The sequence below is a fragment of the Faecalibacterium sp. BIOML-A1 genome (genome assembly GCF_009679715.1).
In the GTDB taxonomy this organism is placed as follows: Bacteria; Bacillota; Clostridia; order Oscillospirales; family Ruminococcaceae; genus Faecalibacterium; species Faecalibacterium taiwanense.
Genome location: NZ_WKZJ01000002.1, coordinates 147,265 through 167,633, shown reverse-complemented (window position 1 = coordinate 167,633; position 20,369 = coordinate 147,265). Strand labels below are relative to the sequence as shown.

The following is a 20,369-nucleotide window of genomic DNA, read 5'->3' as shown; positions in this document are numbered from 1 at the left end:
TTTTGCTTGCTATACTGTAGCTGTGATATTCTGCAGCTGAGAGGTTTTTGGGATGAGTGGAATCGTTTCCCGTCTGTCTGTCCTTGGCAAGGTCTGGCTGGGCCTTGCTGCCGGGGCACTGGCGCTTATTGTATTCGGCCTTGCCGCACCGGGCAGCAGCCTGTTTTTTCCGCTGGTGAGCCTGTGGTGCAATGCAGCACTGTTTGCACTGGCGCTGCTGGTGCTGCGCCGGGCCGGTATGGAGCTGGACCTGTTCCACAAGGCGGTGCTGGTGGGCCTGTGGGCAGCGGCCGTGCTTTACTTTTACTGGACCCTCGGCAGCCGCACCTTCCTCTACCACTGGGACTACGTAAACTACATTCTAAAGCAGTATCATGCCGAAGCCGCCTTTGCCCAGAGCACAGGCGCAGGCTTCCGGTTTCTCCTCGATTCCATCACCGAGGACTATACGAATTTCATCACCCTGTTCACCGAGTTCCCGTTCTGCCTGAGCGGAAAGACCGGCGACGACTACGCATTCTGTCAGGTATTCAGCGTACTGCCCAGCCTGCTGGTGCTGCTGGCGGGCCTGACGGTCAAGGTGGGCCGGATGCTACGGGTAAAGAACCGGTTCTGGTATTTCCTCATCGGCTTTTCGTGGTGCGCTACCTTCCCGTTCGTGCGCATGTCGGCGGTGCTGGGCCAGCCGGACTGGTTCGGGCTGATCTTTGCCTTCATGCTCATGCTGCTCACACTGGACTACCGCTTTGACGGCATCGACCTGCCCCGCTATCTGCTCATCTTCGCCGCCACGGCGGGCATCATCCTCACCCGGCGCTGGTACTTATATTTTGTGGTGGGCTACTGCTTTGCCTACGTGCTGCTGCTGGCAGTTTCCAGCATCCGGCTGGCAAAAGATGGCCAACCCAGCCGCGCTGTGCACCGCATGGTACGGCTGGTGGTGTTCGGCCTGTGTGCGGCCGGGGCCATGGTGCTGCTGCTTCTGCCCATGGTGCGCAAAATTTTAAGCTTTGACTACGCTGGGCGCTACTCTTACTACAACTTCGGCGGCATCACGCTGGAGCTGGCCGCACAGACACTGCGCATCGGTTTGCTGAACTTCATCCTCATCGGAATGGGGCTGTGGTTTGCCACAAAGCGCCGTCTGCCTGCCCTGCCCTGCCTTGCAGGGACAGAGCTGCTGGTGAGCCTTGTGCTGTTTACCCGGGTACAGAACACCGGCTCCCACCAGATGCTGCTGTTCATGCCGGGGTGGCTGCTGCTGTTCCTCGTTGGTTCCGCCGCACTGGCCGACGGCCTGAAAAAGCACACCGCCGTCAAGCTCTGCTACTGGGGCTTTACCATGGTGTTTGCGGTGTCCGTGCGCTGCTCGCCGCTGACCACCGTTGCTCTGCCGGGCTTTGTGGTGGATCATTTTCCCCTCAAGGCCGTGTCGGAATTCGTCCGGCTGGACAAGCTCACCTACGACCGCACCGATGCCGCCCAGATCCAGCGCGTGGACGACTGGATCGATGCCCACTGCGATGCGGAAAAGGGCGAGTTCGCCTACATGATCCCCCACGATATGCTGTATAACTCGGACATATTCCAGTACGCCGCCCTGCCGGACATCCAGCTGCAGGGCAAGCTGGCCGCCGGCATCTCCATCCCGGGCACCCACGAGTTCCCGGTGCGGTTCTTTGAGGCGAAGTACGTGCTCACTGCAGAGCCGCTCCCCCAGACCTTTGTCAGCGGTGGCGAGCTCTCCGGCCGGTGGAATGCCCTCTTCTGCGCCGCGCGGGATGAGCACTTTACGCAGGCCGCCAGCTTTGACATGGGCAATGGCACCGTGTTCACCGTGTGGGAGCGCACCGAGCCTGCCGACCGGACTGAGGTGGAGTATTATCTGGATGCCTTCGCGCAGGAGGATGCCCTCTACCCCGAAATGTTCTCGCAGGTGGCGGAAGCCTGGCTTGCCGGACATGGACTTTAAATTGCAAACGCTTTGGATATAAAAGGAGTATTTCCCATGGAACAGAATGCAAACGCCCTGCCCAAGGTCACGCTGGGCCAATACAAGGGGCTGGAATTCACCCGCCGGGTGCGCCCGGTATCGGAAAAGGCCGTGGAGCTGGAGGCGGCGAACCTCACCCGCACCCACGCCCCCTTTGCACCGGTGGAAAAGTCCGCCGCGCGCGGGATGCGCGTCACGCTGGATTTTGAGGGCTTCATGGACGGCGCACCCATCCCGGAAAGCAAAATGGAAAATGTGACCGTGGTGCTGGGCACCGGTCAGCTGATGCCCGCCGCCGAGGATGCTGTGTACGGCCACAAAGCAGGCGAGAGCTTCCGGTTCGATTTTACCTATCCCGCCGAGTTCCGGGTGCCGGAGCTTTCCGGCAAGACGGCGCAATTCGCCATCACCCTGCACACCGTGGAGCAAAAGCAGCCTGTACCGCTGGACGATGCCTTTGCCAAGACACTGGGCTTTGATACGGTGGATGCCCTGAAGGAGAGCATCCGCGAGAAAAAGCGCCGCTCCCACGAGGCCAACGCCGACCGAATTGCCGGAGCCGCCCTGCTGGGCATGGCCGGTGCCAACCTGACGGCGGAGCTGGATAACGCCATTCTGGACCAGAATGCCGACCATGACATGAACGCCCTGCGCGAACGGCTGCGCCGCAGCAAAATGACCATGGAGCTGTACTGCAAGGCAGGCCAGACCACACCGGACGAGGTGCGCGCCGCCTTCCGCCGGGATGCCGAGCGCAAGATGCGCAGCATCCTTGCGGTGCAGGCCATAGCCAAGGCCGAACAGATCACCGTGTCCAACGCAGAGGTGGATGCCGAGTACGTCCGCCTTTCCAAGCTGCACGATACCCCGGAAGCCGAGATCCGCAATGTGCTCAGCCGGGACGCTGTGGCCTCTGCCGTGACCACTCAGAAGGTGCAGCGTTTCCTGATCGACCACGCAAACATCACTTCGGTTGTGGAAAAGGAGTAAACTATGGGCTTTTTTACACGCACCGCGATGGATATGCTGATGAAAACTACCCATCCCGAGATCAACCGCCGCCAGTGCTGGAACCTGCATCCCCATCGCAAGCCCTGCACCGAGTGCAAGGATATCTGCCCCTATGGCGAACAGATCTTTACCCGCCCGAACCTTGTGAAGGACTGGGACCCCTGTACCGAGTGCGGCCTGTGCGTCTCTGCCTGCCGCAGCGGCTGCATCATCCCTTCGCCGGAGCAGGTGCAGCGGGACACCTCTGCCGCCGATACCGACAATGACACCATCTGGATCGGCTGCGAAAAGTCCACCCGCAAAAATTCCATGGTGCGCACCTGCATCTCTGCCCTCACATGGGAGACACTGGCCTACCTTGCCCTGAACAAAAAGATCGTGCTGGACCTGACCCCCTGCGGTGAATGTGAGAACGACCTGTGCGCCGCCCAGCTGCGCAAGGAGCTGACAAGGCTTGTGGATTTCTTTGGCCAGCCCATGTTCGAGGCACGGTTCACTCTGGCCTACGAGCCGGACGAAGCGCTCTACCACGTAAAGGAGCTGAGCCGCCGCGAAATGTTTGAGCAGGTGAGCCACGGCTCCAAAAGTGGCACCAAAAAGCTGCTGCAGATGCTGCCCGGCCTGCACAGCGAGGACGACGGCGGTGTGGATTTCCGCCTTTTGCTGCACCAGCGCACAAAGCAGCTGAAGGCATCCATGGAAACGCCGCTGAAGTACGGCTACTACCTGCCCAACTTTACCGATAAATGCTTTGGCTGCGGCAAGTGCGAAAAGGCCTGCCGCGCCGGTGCGCTGAAGCTGGAGGACCTGCCCGACGGCCAGACCCGCATCGTCATCACGCCGTGGAAGTGCAGCGAGTGCGAGGTGTGCGTGGCCTCCTGCTCCAACCATGGCATCGACGGCATGAAGCTGCGCCAGCTCACCACCCTTGGCCCGGTAAGTGTACACAAATGCACCAAGACCCTGTGCAAGGAATGCGGCAAGCCCATTGCGCCGGGCAGTGTGGATGGTGTGTGCACCGTGTGCCGCATCAAGGCCCGCACCAAAAAGCGGCAGGAGGAAGCCGCCGCCCGGGCAAAGCAGCTGCGTGAGGAGCGCGAAGCCAAAAAGGCTGCAGAGGAAGCCGCCAAGGCAGCAGCCGAAGCCGGTGCCGACGCTGCTGAGACAGCTGTACAGATGGCTGCCGCCCCCGCAGAAACCGCTGCGGCCGCTGCCGTGCCTGCTGCGGCCGGTTCCGTGATCACAGCACTGACCCCGGAAAAAGCAGTCCCCGCCGCGCTGGACGAAACCCCTGCTGCCGCACCGGAAAACACCGCAGAAAAGGATGTGCCCGACACACCGAAAAACGATTGACGGCGCACAGATTCAATGCTATACTGACCATAAGACCACGCACCGTGGCCACCGACTGTTACAAAGGGGTAACGGAGCTATTTCCGTTACCCCTTTCTTATCCCAAAGCACGAAGCAAGCTTTTGCCAAGATCTTACGAAAGAAGGATTTTACTATGGCTCATTCCATCTCCCGCCGCCAGTTCCTGCAAGGCAGCGGCGCAGCCGCCCTTTCTGTAGCAGCGGCTGGTCTGCTGAGCAGCTGCGGCGGCTCTTCCGCTTCCAATGGCGGCAGCACCGGCGCTGCCGGCAGCAGCTCCACCTACACCGTGCTGTATTCCCGTCAGCCCGCCACCCTGAACTATCTGGTCTGCTCAGCTGACCCGGACCTTTACCACGGCACTCAGTGCATCGACACGCTGGTGGAGTACGACAACCGCGGCAAGATCCGGGAGGGCCTTGCCACTGCTTGGGAGTGGGATGCCGACAGCCTGACATGGACGTTCCACCTGCGGGATGAGAACTGGGTGGACTGCAGCGGCGAGGTGCTTGGCCCTGTGACCGCGCAGGACTTTGTGGATGCGCTGGCCTATGTGCTGAACCCGGACTACGCTTCCTCCACTGCAAGCCTTGTCACCCCCTATGTGGCCGGTGCGGACGACTACTATAACTACTGCGTTTACCGCAACAACGCCAATAACGGCACCGTGGCCGAGGACGGCACCACCTACGCCATTGATGCCAACGGCACCGTGACCGCCGCTGCCGCCGATGGCACCACCACCGAATACCCGGCTGTGGATTTTTCCACCGTGGGCGTGAAGGCTGTGGACGACCACACCCTGACCTACACGTTGAACTTCGACTTTCCCGGCTTCCTCAGCCTGTTGAGCTACGCTCCCTACGAGCCTGCCTACGGCCCGCTGCTGGAGGAGTTTGCCGACCAGTTCTGCACCAGTGCCGAGACCGCCTGCAGCTGCGGCGCGTTCTATCTGGCCGAGTACACCCCGCTGGAAAACTGGGTGATGAAGAAGAACCCCGAAAACTACGATGCCGACAGCGTTTACATCGACACGGTGCGCTACATCTACAATCAGGAAGAGCTGATCAGCGGCCCGGAGATGGTCAAGCGCGGCGAGATCGATCAGGCTACCATCAGCTCCGACATTCTGGACAGCTGGCTGGCCGACGACACCACCAAGGACATGGTTTCCATGGAGCGCCCGGAAACCGGCAAGAGCTACTTCTACATCTTCAACTTCCTGCCCTACCGTCACGAGTTCTCAAACTGGACCGTGACCGGCGTGGATGCCCAGTACGAGCCGGACAATTGGGCCAAGGCCATCAACTCCACCAACTTCCGCAGGGCTTTCCTGTATGCCATCAATCCGTCTGTGACGCTGGCCGTCACCGCGCCGGAAGGCTACGATAACTACAAGCTGCACACCATCACTCCGCCGTCCTTCTGTGCCAACAGCAAAGGCGTGGATTATACTGAGTGCGGCGGCCTTGCAAACCTCTCTGACTTCTTTGACGAAGCCAAGGCCAAAGAGTACCGTGATGCCGCTGTGGAAGAGCTGACCGCCGCCGGTGTCACCTTCCCTATCAAGATCCAGTATCCGTACAACCCCGCTGTGGTGGACTGGGACAAGCAGTGTCAGGTGTTCAAGCAGCAGGTGGAAGCCGTGCTGAACGACGGCTTCGACTTCATCAGCATCATCATCACGCAGGGTCCGTCCGACAACTTCCTGAATGCGGTGCGCCGGGTGGGTGCCTACCAGCTGATGTCCTACTACTGGGGTGCTGATTACTCCGACCCCGAGACAGAGGTGTACCCCTTCTATCAGGAAGCCGGCGACCGCGGCACCTGCTACAGCTTCCTGCGCACCGGCGTGGAGGACGGCATCGTGACCGGCGAGACCGCCGACCTCGTGATGCAGTACATGTCCATGGTGGAGAACGCCAAGACCATCACCGAGGATCTGGATGCCCGGTACGAAGCCTTTGCGGATGCCGAAGCCTTCCTCATTGAGAACGCACTGGTCATCCCGCTGGGGATGCCGGTGCCGCCCTACATTGCCACCCGCCTGAACCTGTGGGAGGGCCAGTACGCGCCCACAGGGCTTTCCACCAACCGACTGAAGGGCGTGCACATCCTCGACCATTACGTTTCCATGGAGGAGTACAACGCCAACCGGGATGCGCGGTAAAAACTGAATCGGAAACTCCCCCAGTCTGCTGCGCAGACAGCCCCCTCTGGGATGGGGCCTCTGGCGAAACCGGAAACTTTCCCGTCATGCCAAGGGTTCCCTCCCCGAGGGAGCTGGCTTTGCGCAGCAAAGGCTGAGGGAGTTTTTGTTTGCTCCTCATTTTTCCCGCAAAAACTCACAAATCACTTTCCAAACGTAAGATTTTGCGTTATTCTATACTTATCTGTATTTATAAAGAAAAGAGAGGTGCACGGCTATGGTGCAATATCTCGCAAAACGCATCGGGCGCTCCATTCTGACCCTGTTCGTCATTGTGACGCTGGTGTTCTGCCTGCTGCGGCTCATGCCGGTGGAAGGCTACTTTGCAAACTACGAAAAAATGACCGAGGCACAGATTCAGGCCGGGCTGCAGTCCATGGGCCTGCTGGACCCGCTTCCGGTGCAGATCGGCCATTTCTGGCGGGATGCGCTGCACGGTGATCTGGGCGTGAGCCACATTTACAAGCTCAACGCTCCCGTGACCAAGATCCTTGCCCAGAAGCTGCCCATTTCCATCGAAATGGGTGTGCTGGCCATGCTGCTGAGCCTTGTGCTGGGCATCCCGCTGGGCCTTGTCATGGGCCGTTATAAGGGCCGCTGGCCGGATAAGCTGGGCACGGCATTCATCGTGCTCATTCAGGCGGTGCCTGCGGCAGTGTACTTTTTGTATATCCAGATGTACGGCACCACCGCCATGGGCGTGGGCCTGCTGTTCGATGCCGCCAACTGGCGCTATTGGGTGCTGCCGGTGTGCAGCATGAGCCTTGCAAACCTTGCGTTCTACGCCATGTGGCTGCGCCGCTATATGGTGGACGAGAGCAACAAGGACTACGTCAAGCTGGCCCGCGCCAAGGGCGTGAGCGAGAACAATATCGCCCTGCACCACGTATTCCGCAACGCCATGGTGCCGCTGGTGCAGTACATTCCCTCCGCATTCCTGAACACCGTCGTCGGCTCCATCTACATCGAAAGCCTGTACAGCATCCCGGGCATGGGCGGCCTGCTGGTCACCTGTGTGCAGCGCCACGACAATACCATGGTGCAGGGCATCGTGCTGCTGTACGCCTGCGTGGGCATCATCGGCCTGATTTTGGGCGATGTGCTCATGGTACTCATTGATCCCCGCATCAACTTTGGCAAGAAAGAAGGTGGACGCTGATGCTCTCTTTTCTGAAACGCGAAAAATCGAAGCAGCTGGAGGACCAGCTGAATGCTGCTCAGGCACAGCGCCGCACCGGCTGGGAAAATCTGCCGGAGGATGAGCTGTTCACCCCCGCCGGGTTCAGTGAGGAACAGGCCGAAGCCACCGCCAGCTCCAACTACAGCTACTGGGGCAGCACCTTCCGTGCCTTTTTCAAGAACAAGTTCGCCGTGGCCCTGCTGATCGCGCTGGTGGTCGTGGTTGCCTTTGCCTTCATCCAGCCCCACCTGCCCGGTCAGGCAGACCCGAACCTGTGCGCCGTGGACCCTGTGACCGGCATCCAGTACCGCAACATCGCCCCTGGGCAGGACGGCTTTATCTGGGGTTCCAACTCCATCGGTCAGGACCTGTGGGCACGCATCTGGGCCGGTGCACGCACCAGTCTGACTATCGCCTTCTTCGTGGCCCTCATCGAAGCTGTGGTGGGCATTACCGCCGGTGTGCTGTGGGGCTATGTGCGCGGGCTGGACTTTGTGTTCACCGAGTTGTACAACATCTTCGATAACATTCCCACCGCCATCGTGCTGATCCTCATTTCCTATGTAGCCACCCCCAGCATCTGGACCATGGTCCTTGGCATGGCCATCAAGGGCTGGATCGAAATGGCACGCTTCATCCGCAACCAGATCCTCATTATCCGCGACCGGGATTATAATGTGGCTTCCCGCTGCATCGGCACGCCCACCATCCGTATCGTGCTGCGCAACCTGCTGCCCTACCTCGTCTCGGTCATCATGCTTCGCATGGCCCTTACCATCCCGGAAGCCATTGGCAACGAGGTGTTCATCACCTACATCGGTCTGGGCCTGTCCGTGGAGACCCCCTCGCTGGGCAACCTGGTCAACGACGGCCGCAAGGTGATGATGCAAGCCGGGCTGCGCTACCAGCTGCTGTACCCCACCCTCATCCTGAGCTTTGTTACCATTGCGTTCTATCTGATCGGCAACGCCTTCTCGGATGCTGCCGATCCGAAGAACCATCTACAATAAGGAGGGGATATCATGGAACACAACCAGCTCATTCTCTCCGCAAAAGATGTCAACATCCAGTTCAACCTGCGTGGAAAAGTGCTGCACGCCATCCGTGGCATCGATCTTGACCTCTATCAGGGCGAGGTGCTTGCCATCGTAGGCGAGAGCGGCTCCGGCAAGAGCGTTTTTACCAAGAGCTTCATGGGCCTGCTGGATGCCAACGGCTCCATTACCAGCGGCACCATTGATTACTACGGCATGGCGGACGGCAAGCCGCTGCGCCTTTCTGACCTCAGAACCGAAAAGGACTGGCTGCGGGTACGCGGCCGCGAGATCGCCATGGTCATGCAGGACCCCATGACCAGCCTGAATCCGCTGAAGACCATCGGGGCACAGATCATGGAAGCCGTCGCCCTGCATCAGGGCTTAAAGGGTGCTGCCGCCAAGGAAAAAACGCTGGAATACCTGCGGGATGTGGGCATCTCTGACCCGGAAAAGCGCTTTAAGCAGTACCCGCACGAGTTCTCCGGCGGCATGCGCCAGCGTGTGGTCATTGCCATTGCGGTGGCCTGCAGCCCCAAGATCCTGATCTGCGACGAGCCCACCACCGCACTGGACGTGACCATTCAAGCCCAGATTTTGCAGCTTTTGAAGGAAATGCGGTTCAAGTACGATCTGACCATCGTCATGATCACCCACGATCTGGGCGTTGTGGCAAACATTGCAGACCGCGTGGCTGTGATGTACGCAGGCGACATTGTGGAGATTGGCACTGCTGACGAAATTTATTACGATCCCCGCCACCCCTACACATGGGCACTGCTTTCCAGTATGCCCCAGATGGGCGTGAAGGGCGAGGACCTGTTCAACATCGTGGGCACACCGCCAAACCTGTTTGCGGAAATTCGCGGTGATGCTTTTGCACCCCGCAACCCGCAGGCGCTGAAGATCGATTTTGTCAAGCGCCCGCCTTACTTTGAGGTAACGCCCACCCACAAGGCCAAAACATGGCTGCTGGACCCCCGGGCACCCAAGATCGAGCCGCCTGCTGCGGTAAAAATGCTGCGAGAGGAGGGGCTGTAAGATGGAAAATGAACGCGAAGTTCTTGTGGAAGTGAACCACCTGAACGTAACCTACGGCTCCGGCAAAAAAGCATATGAAGCTGTGCAGGATGCCAACTTTAAAATTTATAAGGGCGAGATCTTCGGTCTTGTAGGCGAAAGCGGCAGCGGCAAAACTACCATTGGCCGCGCCATCCTGCGCATTCTGCCCACCTCCGGCGGCGAGATCCTTTATAAAGGCCAGAAGATCAACGGCAGAATTTCCCGCCAGCTGGACAGGCAGATCATCAAAGAGATCCAGATGATCTTTCAGGACCCGCAGTCCTCGCTGAACGAGCGCGCCAAGGTGAGCTACATCGTGGGCGAAGGCCTGCAGAACGTCCGGCCTGATCTTTCCACCGCCCAGCAGGAGGAAAAGGTGCGTCAGGCTCTGCTGGACGTGGGTCTGCTGCCGGAATTTGCCTCCCGCTTCCCGCACGAATTTTCCGGCGGACAGCGCCAGCGCATCGGCATTGCCCGGGCCCTGATCGTGGAGCCGGAGTTCATCGTTGCCGATGAGCCCATCAGCGCACTGGATATGTCCATCCGTGCACAGGTGCTGAACCTGCTGCGCCGCCTGCAGAAGGAACGCGGCATCACCTACCTGTTCATCGCCCACGATCTTTCCGTGATGCGCTACATCTCCGACCGCATCGCCGTCATCCACAAGGGCCGCATCGTGGAGCTGGCCGGGGCCGAAGAGTTGACAGCCCACGCCATCCACCCCTATACCCGCAGCCTGCTTTCCGCCATTCCCATGCCGGACCCCCGCAGGGAGCGGCAGAAAAAGCTGCTGGTGTACGACCCCGCCATGCACGACTACTCCAGAGAGGCCCCCCAGTGGCGCGAACTGCGGCCTGAGCATTTTGTACTGTGCAGCGCTGCCGAAGCCGAGCAGTGGCTGCTGCGCTGACCCCCGACATTTCGGGCTGAATCGTTGTTTTACGGCACTTTTACGCAACGTTCATAGTTTATTTCTTGACATTCTCCGGCAGCTCCACTACAATAGAATCTGCATCGTTGATTCTGATTTTTGAGTTATTAGCGTGTTCTGACCGGCGGCTTTCATCTTCTTTGCAAAGTTGTCGGCTTTTGGCAATGAAAAGAAGAAGAAAGAAAAGAGGACTTTATTCTATGACTACTGAACAGCGTGAACCGCTCTATGCGTCCACTGCGAAGCCCTGGCTGAAGTACTATGACCAGAAATACATCGACATGCCCCTGCCCAAGTGCAGCGCCTTTGAGTATCTCTGCCATCAGAACAAGAACCATCTGAGCGAGACCGCTCTGGAGTATTATGGCCGCAAATTCACCTTTGCAGACCTCTTTGTGAATGTCAAGAAAACCGCTGCCGCCTTCCGTGCTCTCGGCGTGAAAAAGGGCGACATCATCACCGTTGTCAGCGTGATGACCCCCGAGGTGATCTATGCCTTCTACGCTGTCGATATGATCGGTGCAACGCTGAATCTGGTGGACCCGCGCTACAGCGTTGAGGGCATCCACGAGTACATCGAAGAGGTAGATTCCCGCCTGCTGATCTGCCTGAATGTGACCTATGAGCGCTGCCACAAGGCAGAAAAGCGCACCAATGTGGAGCGCGTTCTGGTCATCAGCCCCGCAGACTCTCTGCCGCTGCATCTGGCCGTCGGCTACAAGCTGACCAACCCCGATAAGAACCGCTACAAGTCCAATGTGATCCACTGGAAGGACTTTATTGCACAGGGCAAGGATCAGAGCATGAACGCCGAACCCTACGACCCGCAGCACGCCTGCGTGGTGGTGCACACCGGCGGCACCACCGGTTCGCCCAAGGGCGTTATGCTGACCGACGACTGCTTTAACTCTCTGGCCCACGAATTCATCGCCCAGAGCAACCTGTTCTGCCGCGGCCAGAAGCTGATGAACGTCATGCCTCCGTTCATTGCCTACGGCTATGCCTGCGGCGTGCACATGCCGCTGGTCATGGGCCTGCATGTCGTCATCATCCCCAATCTGGACCCCGACAAGCTGGGCGCACTGATCTGGAAGCACAAGCCCGAGCACATGTTCGGCGTTCCGGCCCACTACCAGCAGATGGCAGCTTCTCCGCTGCTCAAGAAGAAGAAGGATCTCTCCTTCATCCGCAACTATGCCGCCGGCGGCGACTCGCTGCCGCTGGGCGCTGAGCTGACCGTGAACGAGTTCCTGAAGGCACACAACGTGGAGTATCCGCTGGCCAAGGGCTACGGCATGACCGAGGTCGCCTCTGCCGCTACCGTTGCCGCCGGCAACGTGACCAAGCCCGGCAGCGTGGGCATTCCCATGCTGAACACGGTGGTGTCCATTTTTGAGCCTGGCACCGAGACCGAACTGCCCATCGGTGAGCGCGGCGAGATCTGCATCTGCACCCCCACCGTCATGAAGGGCTACTACAATAAGCCCGAGGAGACCGACATGATCCTGCGCCGCCATGCAGACGGCCAGATTTGGGCACACACCGGCGATGTCGGCTACATGGACGAGGACGGCTTTGTGTATCTGGATTCCCGCATCAAGCGCATGATCATCCGTCACGATGGCTTCAAGGTGTTCCCGTCCATGATCGAGAACGTCATCAGCCGCCACCCGGCCGTGCATCAGTGCTCGGTGGTGGGCTGCACCGATAAGGACCATGTGCAGGGCCGCCTGCCCTTCGTCTACGTGGTGCTGGACCCGGAAGGCGACAAGAAAAAGCGCCAGATCGTGCGGGAACTGCGCCAGCTGTGCAATGAAGAGCTGCCGGAGTATGTGCAGCCGGTGGGCTACAAGTTCATCTCCGAAATGCCCTTTACCCCTGTTGGCAAGGTGGACTACCGCAAGCTGGAAGAAGAGATCACTCCCCGCGATTACTGATCCTGAACTTCACTCTGTAATTTTTCAGACACGGAGCTCTCCCGAAAGGGAGAGCTTTTTTGTATGGAAGAAATCGCAGAATACGGACACAGCGATGGCCGCAATTTTTTGAATTTTGTCAATTGACAATTTTTACTTTCCATTTTATCATAGAGACAACAGCTGTGCCGCACAGGTGCAGTCATTCCAGAAAGAAGGAATTACAATGAAAAACAAAAAGTTTGCCAGCTTTCTGGCCGCAGCGGCAGCGCTTGTGCTACTGGCCATGCCTGCATTTGCTGCCGACGAACAGACGGAGCTGCCTGCCGCCGAAGCAGCAGAGGTGCAGCAGGAGCAGACCGCAGCGCCTGCCGAGCAGGAGACCGCCCTGCCCGCCGATGCCCAGACAGCCGGCGAACCGGAGCAGCAGCTCACCTATGTGGCGCTGGGCGACAGCATCACCTCCGGTGTCGGCCTTGCCGATATGAAATGCAACATCGCCCAGATCGGCTACGATCTGCAGCCGAACTTTGAGGGCTACCCTTCCCAATGCTACACCGCCCTTGTGGGCAAGGGCCTTGGGCTGGACCGCCAGCACGCGATCAATCTGGGCCTGCCCGGCCTGATGAGCCCTGACATGCTGGATATGGTGCAGAACAGCGCCATGCCCAAGATGAATCAGGCTTCCGGCGCATATTACGTCTACCCGGAATATCAGGAGTATCTGCGCAAGGCCGATATCATTTCCATCCAGATCGGCTCCAACGACGCGCTGGTGCCCTGCATCGTGGGTCTGGGCGAGGCCACCAACTGGAAGAGCGAGCAGCTTGCCGCACTGATGGTCAGCGGTGCCCTGCGTGATTTCAACTTCCAGAAGCTGGGGCTCTTCCTCGAAGCGCTGAACCGTATGACCCTTACCTTTGACGAAAGCCGCGCCACCAACCGCCTGCTGTTCCGCGGCATGGATGAGATCTGCGATCAGGCCTATACCAATGTGACCGCCAGCCTGCCGCAGATCGTGGCCGGTATCCGTGCACTGAACCCGGATGCCAAAATCGTGCTGCTGGGCTACACCAATCCCGTGCCGCTGCTGCCCGCATGGAACCGCTATTTCAGCAAATTGAACCGCTTTGCCAAAGACCTTGCCGCACAGGAAGGCCTGACCTATGTTGCCATTCCCCGTGCGCAGACCGCTGCCGACGGCCACCCCACCGTTAAGGGCCACCAGTACATTGCAAACCAGATTTTGAATGCTCTGAAGTGAGCTTTCCATCAAAAAAGCCTGTCTCATTTTACGAGACAGGCTTTTTTTGCGCTGTTCTGTTTTCAGCTCAGCCGGCCACTTTCCACCGAGAAGCTCACATCGGCTGCGGCCATCGTGGACTTGCGGTGGGAGACCAACAGCACCGTTTTGTCTTTGCACTCTGCCCGCACAGCCTTGAGGATCACGCCCTCATTCAGGCTGTCCAGATTGGAGGTAGGCTCGTCCAGCAGCAGGAAGGGTGCATCATGCAGGAAGGCACGCGCCACACCGATGCGCTGGCGCTCACCGCCGGAAAGTGCACCGCCCAGCTCACCCACCGGGGTATCATAGCCCTTGGGCAGGCTGTGGATAAAGCCGTCCAGCGCAGCCTTTTTGCAGGCTGCTTCCACCTCTTCCCGGATGGCATCCCGCTTTGCAATGCGGATGTTGTTCTCAATGGTATCGTCGAACAGCTCGGTCTCCTGCGTCACAAGGCTTTCCTGTTCGCGCAGGGCGGCGGTGTTCACGTGGCGGATATCCTCTGCGCCAAAGCGGATGCTGCCGCTGGATACATCCCAGAAGCGCATCAGCAGCCGCAGGAAGGTAGACTTTCCGCTGCCGGAGCGGCCGGTGATGCCCACGATCTTCTTTTCCGGAACGGTCAGGCTCAGGTCATGCAGCACCTCCTCATTGGCATAGGCAAAGTTCACATGCTCTGCCGCAGCACCTGCAAATGCGGTGTCTGTGCCGTCGGTCACATCGGCGGTGACGGGCTGTTCGTCCAGCAGGTCCAGCACGCGGTCTGCGCTGGCGAACACCTGCGTCAGGCTGGCACCAAGGTTTGCCAGCGCCACCACCGGGCCAAAGGAGCTGAGGGCCGAAAGGGTGCACACCAGTACGCCCTCCACGCCCATTTTACCGCTCTGGTAAAGGTTCAGGCTCACACCCAGCACGGCCAGCACCGTGAGCAGGATCAAGGTGTTCGTGATGGCCACGGTCAGGCCCTCGCGGTATTTCATCGCCTTCTGCTTTTCGCCCAACATCTCACTGTGGGCCGTGATGCCCTCGGCGCGGGCTGCGGTGTCCTGATACTGCAGGGTATCCTTCAGGCCGCGCAGGCTTTCCAGCACATAGCTGTTGGTATCGGCCAGTGCCTGACGGTACTCCCGGGCGGCACGGTCGCCGCGCTTTGCGCTCCACACCGGCAGGGCCACGCCCACCAGCAGATAGCCCGCCAGCAGCACCAGCGCAGGCAGGATGTGCCAGCTGCCCACAAAGCCCGTCATGCCGATGACGCAGATGCACGCGATGCAGATGGGCGAAATGGTGTGGGCATAGAACACCTCCAGCGCTTCGATATCGGCGGTGATGAGCGAGATCAGGTCACCGCGGTCACGGCCTTCCAGCTTTGCAGGGGTCAGACGGCGCAAGGCACCGAACACCTTATCGCGGATCAGGGCCAGCAGCTTGAAGGCGATATAGTGATTGGATGCCTGCTCTGCGTAACGCAGAACGCCGCGCAGCAGGGCAAACACCAGAATGCAGGCAAAGGCCGTGCCCACGGTCCTCACCGGGCTTGCAAGCCCCAGCGCACGCAGGATGCCAAAGCCGCCGAAGATGGTAATGAAGGTGGCGCAGAAGTGGCCTGCCACCCCCATCACGATCGCTGCCAGCATAACGGGCAGCATGGGCTTTACCAGTACGATCAGCCGTCCCACAATGGCAAAGGGGCTGCGATGATTGCTCTTGTTCATGCTCAGGCATCCTCCTCTTCCAGTGTTTCCAGCTGCCGCTGTGCCAGATACAGGCGGCTATAAGCCCCCTGCTGGGCCAGCAGTTCGGCGTGGGTGCCCTGCTCCATCACCCGGCCATTGCTCATTGCATAGATGCAGTCGCTGTGCACCACGTTTGCCAGACGGTGGGAGATCAGGATGATCGTCTTTTTTCCGGCAAGGCTGTGGATGGCCTGCATGATATCGTTCTCGCTTTCGGCATCCACATTGGAAGTGGCCTCGTCGAAGAGGTAGATGGGCGTATCGTGCAGCAGGGCGCGGGCCATGGCAAGGCGCTGGCGCTGGCCGCCGGAAAGATTGCTGCCGCCCTCATGCAGAGCGGTCTGCAGGCCGTTCTGGCTGCGGCAGAAATCGGCCAGATTCACCTGTTCCAATGCCGCCCAGAGCTGTGTCTCGTCCGCGTCCGGCTTTGCCATGCGCAGGTTGCTCTCCACCGTACCCTTGAAGATGGCGGCGTTGTGGGGCACCAGCGTCAGGGTGCGCAGACGCTGTTCCTGCTGCAGCTCCTGCACCGGCACGCCGCCCAGCGTCACGCTGCCGGTATAGCCGGTGCGGCTGCCGGACAGCAGCGCCGCAATGGTGCTTTTGCCGCAGCCACTCTCACCCACCAGCGAGACAAAGCTGCCCTGCGGAATGGTAAAGGAGACATCGTTCAGGATGGTGCGGTCCTTCTCGTAGCCAAAGGTGACATGCTCAAGCTTCAGAGTCGTATTCTCTCCGGGCACGCGGTCACCATCGGCAGGCTCTTCCGCTGCCAGAAGCTTGAAGATCTTCTCTGCCGAAGCGGCACCGTTCATGGCAATGTGGAAGTAGCTGCCCAGCAACCGCAGCGGCAGGAAAAAGTCCGCCGCCAGCAGCACGATGGTCAATGTGGCGGTCAGGGTCAGCCGGCCTTCCGCAAATGCAGCCACCGCGCTGATGATGCCAAGGCCCGCACCGCCGTAAGCCATCAGGTCCATCAGTGTCACCGAGTTCAGCTGCATGGTGAGCACCTTCATGGTGATCCTGCGGAAGCGCTCGGCCTGCGCATTCATCTGCTCGTGCTTCCAGCCGTCGGCCTGATAAATTTTCAGGGTGGTCAGGCCCTGAATGTTCTCAAGGAAGCTGTCGCCAAGGGTGGTGTATTCGCCCCAGTAGTTTGCCAGCAGCTTTTTGGCAAACTTCTGCACTGCCACAATGGACATGGGGATCAGCGGCACGCAGCACAGCAGGATGATGGCTGACCGTGCGTGTACACCCACCAGCAGCACAAACAGGGTAACGGGTGCCAGCAGGCTGTAAAACAGCTGCGGCAGGTATTTTGCAAAGTAGGTGTCGATCTGCTCCACCCCTTCGCTGGCCAGCATCACCACCTCGCTGGTGGCCGCCGTCTCGGTGTAGTTGGGGCCAAGGCGGGCAAGCTTTGCGTAGATGCTGCTGCGCAGGGTGCGCTTGACATCCTTGGAAGCCTGATCGCTCATGGCCGATGCCAGCATGGTAAAGGCAAAGCGCATGGGCACCGTGGCAAGGCAGAGCACAAGGTTCTGCCACAGCTGTGCACTGGTCAGGCTGCCCGCAAAGGCTGCGCCCACCAGCTGGGCAATGGCCCGCACAAAGATCACGTTGCACAGCATCCCCAGCCATTGGAAAGCCACATTGGCTCCCACATACCGCAGCGCACCACGGTCAAAGGAAAGCAATTTTTTATTGATCACTGGGCTTTCTCCGTTTCTGCTTTTTCTGCATCACTGCCAAACAGACGCTCATATTCGCCGGTAAAGATGCGCTCCGGCAGTGCACTGGTCATGGCAAGGGCAGCGGTAAAGCGCTCTTCTTCGCTCAGCGGCTCACTGACCGGTGGGAAATGGGTCAGGATCGTTTTCAGCTCCCGATCCACCTGTTTTGCCACCCAGATGCCCCGGTCTGTCATATAGATCTTGCCGTAGTGCTCCTTTACGATCATGCCGCGCTCCATGAGCAGATTCATGATACGCACTACCGAGGGCTTGGTCACGCCAAGCTTTTCGGCAATGCTGCGGGAGCTGATATCCAGATGGGTCTGTGAGACTTCGTAGATCGCCAGCAGATAGCGCAGATGCGCCGACGTAAGTTCCATCCCGATCACTCTCTTTCGTTCTGAATTTCCAATGTTATCCAAAGCTAACTTTTTGTTTTTGAAAAAAGGGCGCGAGCCGAATGTACCAGCCCGCGCCCTTTGCGGATCATTTCAATGCTCAGTGACAGCCGCTGCAACCGCTGCAGCTGCCATTGCAGCCGCCTTCGCCGCAGCCGCTGCACCCACTGCAGCCGCCGCCATGCTTGTGGGAGTGCCATGTGATCCAGCCCACACCGCCAAACACGATGACTGCCACAATGATCGTGGGCAGATTAAAATTTGCAGCGAGGAATTCCATCATACAAAACACACCCTTTCCGTGCAAAGCGTTCTTTTAAATCTTGGAGATGTCGATTTTGACCTCGTTGTCACCAGCATACTTGTTGGGACGGACCAGCAGGTAGATGAAGCCAACCAGAACAACAGCAGCCACGATGGTGAAGAAGTTGAAGCCAATCTCACCGGTGATCAGGCCGCCCAGCTGGTACACCACCAGAGCGGCGCAGTAAGCCAGAGCGCACATATAACCAATGGCGATGGCGGTCCACTTGCCGTTGTTCATCTCGCGCTTGATGGCGCCCATAGCAGCGAAGCAGGGAGCGCACAGCAGGTTGAAGATCATGAAGGCGTAAGCCGACAGAGCGGTGTAGTCCTGCGCAACAGCAGCCCAGATCTCATCGCCGTTCTCAGACAGCTCGCCGCCGAAGTGATACAGAACACCGAAGGTACCAACCACGTTCTCCTTTGCGATCAGGCCGGAGACGGAAGCGACAGTTGCACGCCAGTTGCCGAAGCCCAGAGGTGCAAAGATCCATGCGACCTTGGTAGCGATCGCAGCCAGCACGGAGTTGTCCTGATCCTCGACCATGCCGAAGACACCGTTCTCGAAGCCGAATCCCTGCAGGAACCACAGCACAACGGTAGCGGCCAGAATGACGGAGCCTGCGCGCTTGATGAAGGACCAGCCGCGCTCCCAGGTTGCACGGAACACGTTGCCCCATGCAGGCACATGGTATGCGGGCAGCTCCATCACGAAGGGAGCGGGATCACCTGCGAAGAGCTTGGTCTTCTTCAGGATCACGCCGGAGCAGATGATGGCAGCCATGCCAATGAAGTAAGCAGAGACAGCCACCAGAGAAGAACCGCCGAACATCGCACCTGCGATCAGGCCGATGATGGGCATCTTTGCGCCGCAGGGGATGAAGCAGGTGGTCATGATGGTCATGCGGCGGTCGCGCTCGTTCTCGATGGTACGGGATGCCATGACGCCCGGGACGCCGCAGCCGGTACCGACCAGCACGGGGATGAAGCTTTTACCGGACAGGCCGAACTTGCGGAAGATACGGTCCATGATGAAGGCGACACGGGACATATAGCCCACATCCTCCAGAATGGACAGCAGGAAAAACAGCACCAGCATCTGGGGAACGAAGCCCAGAACTGCGCCGACACCGGCAACGATGCCGTCCATGATCAGGCCGTACAGCCAGCCTGCCACGCCGATGCTCTCCAGCAAGCCGCCCAGAGCATTGGGAACAATTTCACCGAACAGGACATCGTTGGTCCAGTCGGTGGCAAAGGTACCAATGGCCCAGCCGCCGTCTGCAATGGAGGTGCCCATGGACAGGGAGTACATCAGGAACATGACCAGTGCGAAGATGGGCAGAGCCAGAATACGGTTGGTCACGATCTGGTCGATCTTATCGGAAACGGTCAGGTGCTCCACGCGGGCCTTTTTCTTAACAGCTTTGCCCACGACGGTGTTGATATATGCATAGCGCTGGTTGGTGATGATGCTCTCAGCGTCATCGTCCATCTCCGCTTCGCAGTCCTTGATGTGCTGGTCGATGTGGTCGATCAGGCTCTTGTCGAGCTTCAGCTCGTCCATGACCTTCTCGTCGCGCTCGAACAGCTTGACGGCATACCAGCGCAGGAAGCGGTCATCCACCTTGCCCTGAATGGACTCTTCGATGTGGGCAATGGCGTGCTCCACGCTGCCGGTGAACACATGGGGCAGCTCAGCAGCCTTGGTAGCCTTTGCAGCAGCCACAGCAGCCTTTGCAGCAGCCTCGGTGCCCTCGCCCTTCAGTGCGCTGATTTCAACAGCCTGACAGCCCAGCTCTGCGCTCAGCTTCTTCAGGTCGATCTTATCACCGTTCTTGCGCACCAGATCGATCATGTTCACAGCCATGACCACCGGGATGCCCAGCTCGATCAGCTGGGTGGTCAGGTACAGGTTACGCTCAATGTTGGTACCATCGATGATGTTCAGGATGGCATCGGGCTTCTCCTTGACCAGATAAGTACGGGAAACCACTTCTTCCAGCGTGTACGGAGACAGCGAGTAGATGCCGGGCAGGTCCTGAATGATAACATCCTTATCGCCCTTCAGCTTGCCTTCCTTCTTTTCCACCGTAACGCCGGGCCAGTTGCCGACATACTGGTTGGAGCCGGTTAGATTGTTGAACAGGGTCGTTTTACCGCAGTTCGGGTTGCCGGCAAGTGCAATTTTAATGCTCATTGCTTAATCC

At 59.1% G+C, this 20,369-nt stretch carries 15 protein-coding genes; 10 read left to right on the top strand and 5 right to left on the bottom strand.

Going from position 1 to position 20,369, the window contains the following annotated elements; all coding sequences use genetic code 11:
- Positions 1-52: 52 nt before the first annotated feature.
- The 10 genes from GKG36_RS03015 to GKG36_RS02970 all read left to right on the top strand — a co-directional run bounded on the left by GKG36_RS03015 (position 53) and on the right by GKG36_RS02970 (position 13,971).
- Entirely contained in the window at positions 53-1,972 is a 1,920-nt protein-coding gene (locus GKG36_RS03015; RefSeq protein WP_154259048.1) for a mechanosensitive ion channel family protein, read from the top strand.
- A 36-nt stretch (positions 1,973-2,008) separates the two neighbouring features.
- On the top strand, positions 2,009-2,983 hold the full coding sequence (tig, locus tag GKG36_RS03010) for a trigger factor (RefSeq protein WP_005944537.1): 975 nt from the start codon (positions 2,009-2,011) through the stop codon (positions 2,981-2,983).
- A gap of 3 nt (positions 2,984-2,986) precedes the next feature.
- The gene (locus GKG36_RS03005) at positions 2,987-4,357 is read left to right on the top strand and encodes a 4Fe-4S dicluster domain-containing protein (RefSeq protein ID WP_154259046.1); all 1,371 of its coding nucleotides are present in this window, start codon (positions 2,987-2,989) and stop codon (positions 4,355-4,357) included.
- Between the two features lie 154 nt (positions 4,358-4,511).
- Positions 4,512-6,545 (top strand): ABC transporter substrate-binding protein, encoded by a 2,034-nt coding sequence (locus tag GKG36_RS03000; protein WP_243138971.1) that lies wholly within the window; start codon positions 4,512-4,514, stop codon positions 6,543-6,545.
- Between the two features lie 256 nt (positions 6,546-6,801).
- A complete protein-coding gene (locus tag GKG36_RS02995; RefSeq protein ID WP_097776451.1) occupies positions 6,802-7,743 on the top strand; it encodes an ABC transporter permease in 942 nt (313 codons plus the stop codon).
- Positions 7,743-8,774 carry an ABC transporter permease gene (locus tag GKG36_RS02990; RefSeq protein ID WP_005944541.1) on the top strand — a complete coding sequence of 344 codons (1,032 nt, stop codon included), beginning with the start codon at positions 7,743-7,745 and terminating at the stop codon, positions 8,772-8,774. The genes GKG36_RS02995 and GKG36_RS02990 overlap by 1 nt, the downstream gene beginning before the upstream one ends.
- A gap of 12 nt (positions 8,775-8,786) precedes the next feature.
- The gene (locus tag GKG36_RS02985; RefSeq protein ID WP_005944542.1) at positions 8,787-9,839 is read left to right on the top strand and encodes an ABC transporter ATP-binding protein; all 1,053 of its coding nucleotides are present in this window, start codon (positions 8,787-8,789) and stop codon (positions 9,837-9,839) included.
- Between the two features lies 1 nt (position 9,840).
- On the top strand, positions 9,841-10,770 hold the full coding sequence (locus GKG36_RS02980) for an ATP-binding cassette domain-containing protein (protein ID WP_154259042.1): 930 nt from the start codon (positions 9,841-9,843) through the stop codon (positions 10,768-10,770).
- 221 nt (positions 10,771-10,991) lie between these two features.
- Positions 10,992-12,728, top strand: a complete 1,737-nt coding sequence (locus tag GKG36_RS02975; protein ID WP_120081238.1) for a class I adenylate-forming enzyme family protein — start codon at positions 10,992-10,994, stop codon at positions 12,726-12,728.
- 205 nt (positions 12,729-12,933) lie between these two features.
- Positions 12,934-13,971: a GDSL-type esterase/lipase family protein gene (locus tag GKG36_RS02970; protein ID WP_154259040.1), complete on the top strand. Its 1,038-nt coding sequence runs from the start codon at positions 12,934-12,936 to the stop codon at positions 13,969-13,971.
- Positions 13,972-14,033: 62 nt separating this feature from the next.
- On the opposite strand, the gene GKG36_RS02965 is transcribed toward GKG36_RS02970, so the two are convergent.
- The 5 genes from GKG36_RS02965 to feoB all read right to left on the bottom strand — a co-directional run bounded on the left by GKG36_RS02965 (position 14,034) and on the right by feoB (position 20,359).
- A complete protein-coding gene (locus GKG36_RS02965; RefSeq protein WP_154259038.1) occupies positions 14,034-15,704 on the bottom strand; it encodes an ABC transporter ATP-binding protein in 1,671 nt (556 codons plus the stop codon).
- Positions 15,705-15,706: 2 nt separating this feature from the next.
- The gene (locus GKG36_RS02960; RefSeq protein WP_173012870.1) at positions 15,707-17,437 is read right to left on the bottom strand and encodes an ABC transporter ATP-binding protein/permease; all 1,731 of its coding nucleotides are present in this window, start codon (positions 17,435-17,437) and stop codon (positions 15,707-15,709) included.
- Complete coding sequence (locus tag GKG36_RS02955; protein WP_005944549.1) at positions 17,434-17,838, bottom strand: MarR family transcriptional regulator; 405 nt, start codon at positions 17,836-17,838, stop codon at positions 17,434-17,436. The genes GKG36_RS02960 and GKG36_RS02955 overlap by 4 nt, the downstream gene beginning before the upstream one ends.
- Positions 17,839-17,956: 118 nt before the next feature.
- Entirely contained in the window at positions 17,957-18,139 is a 183-nt protein-coding gene (locus GKG36_RS02950; protein ID WP_044954063.1) for a FeoB-associated Cys-rich membrane protein, read from the bottom strand.
- A 33-nt stretch (positions 18,140-18,172) separates the two neighbouring features.
- Positions 18,173-20,359, bottom strand: coding sequence for a ferrous iron transport protein B (feoB, locus tag GKG36_RS02945; protein ID WP_154259036.1), 2,187 nt, complete (start codon positions 20,357-20,359; stop codon positions 18,173-18,175).
- Positions 20,360-20,369 lie beyond the last annotated feature (10 nt).

What these genes read in the sequence shown, in the direction of transcription:
- GKG36_RS03015 (WP_154259048.1), top strand. Translation starts at nt 53, where the DNA reads ATGAGTGGAATCGTTTCCCGTCTGTCTGTCCTTGGCAAGGTCTGGCTG.
- tig (WP_005944537.1), top strand. Translation starts at nt 2,009, where the DNA reads ATGGAACAGAATGCAAACGCCCTGCCCAAGGTCACGCTGGGCCAATAC.
- GKG36_RS03005 (WP_154259046.1), top strand. Translation starts at nt 2,987, where the DNA reads ATGGGCTTTTTTACACGCACCGCGATGGATATGCTGATGAAAACTACC.
- GKG36_RS03000 (WP_243138971.1), top strand. Translation starts at nt 4,512, where the DNA reads ATGGCTCATTCCATCTCCCGCCGCCAGTTCCTGCAAGGCAGCGGCGCA.
- GKG36_RS02995 (WP_097776451.1), top strand. Translation starts at nt 6,802, where the DNA reads ATGGTGCAATATCTCGCAAAACGCATCGGGCGCTCCATTCTGACCCTG.
- GKG36_RS02990 (WP_005944541.1), top strand. Translation starts at nt 7,743, where the DNA reads ATGCTCTCTTTTCTGAAACGCGAAAAATCGAAGCAGCTGGAGGACCAG.
- GKG36_RS02985 (WP_005944542.1), top strand. Translation starts at nt 8,787, where the DNA reads ATGGAACACAACCAGCTCATTCTCTCCGCAAAAGATGTCAACATCCAG.
- GKG36_RS02980 (WP_154259042.1), top strand. Translation starts at nt 9,841, where the DNA reads ATGGAAAATGAACGCGAAGTTCTTGTGGAAGTGAACCACCTGAACGTA.
- GKG36_RS02975 (WP_120081238.1), top strand. Translation starts at nt 10,992, where the DNA reads ATGACTACTGAACAGCGTGAACCGCTCTATGCGTCCACTGCGAAGCCC.
- GKG36_RS02970 (WP_154259040.1), top strand. Translation starts at nt 12,934, where the DNA reads ATGAAAAACAAAAAGTTTGCCAGCTTTCTGGCCGCAGCGGCAGCGCTT.
- GKG36_RS02965 (WP_154259038.1), bottom strand. Translation starts at nt 15,704, where the DNA reads ATGAACAAGAGCAATCATCGCAGCCCCTTTGCCATTGTGGGACGGCTG.
- GKG36_RS02955 (WP_005944549.1), bottom strand. Translation starts at nt 17,838, where the DNA reads ATGGAACTTACGTCGGCGCATCTGCGCTATCTGCTGGCGATCTACGAA.
- GKG36_RS02950 (WP_044954063.1), bottom strand. Translation starts at nt 18,139, where the DNA reads ATGATGGAATTCCTCGCTGCAAATTTTAATCTGCCCACGATCATTGTG.
- feoB (WP_154259036.1), bottom strand. Translation starts at nt 20,359, where the DNA reads ATGAGCATTAAAATTGCACTTGCCGGCAACCCGAACTGCGGTAAAACG.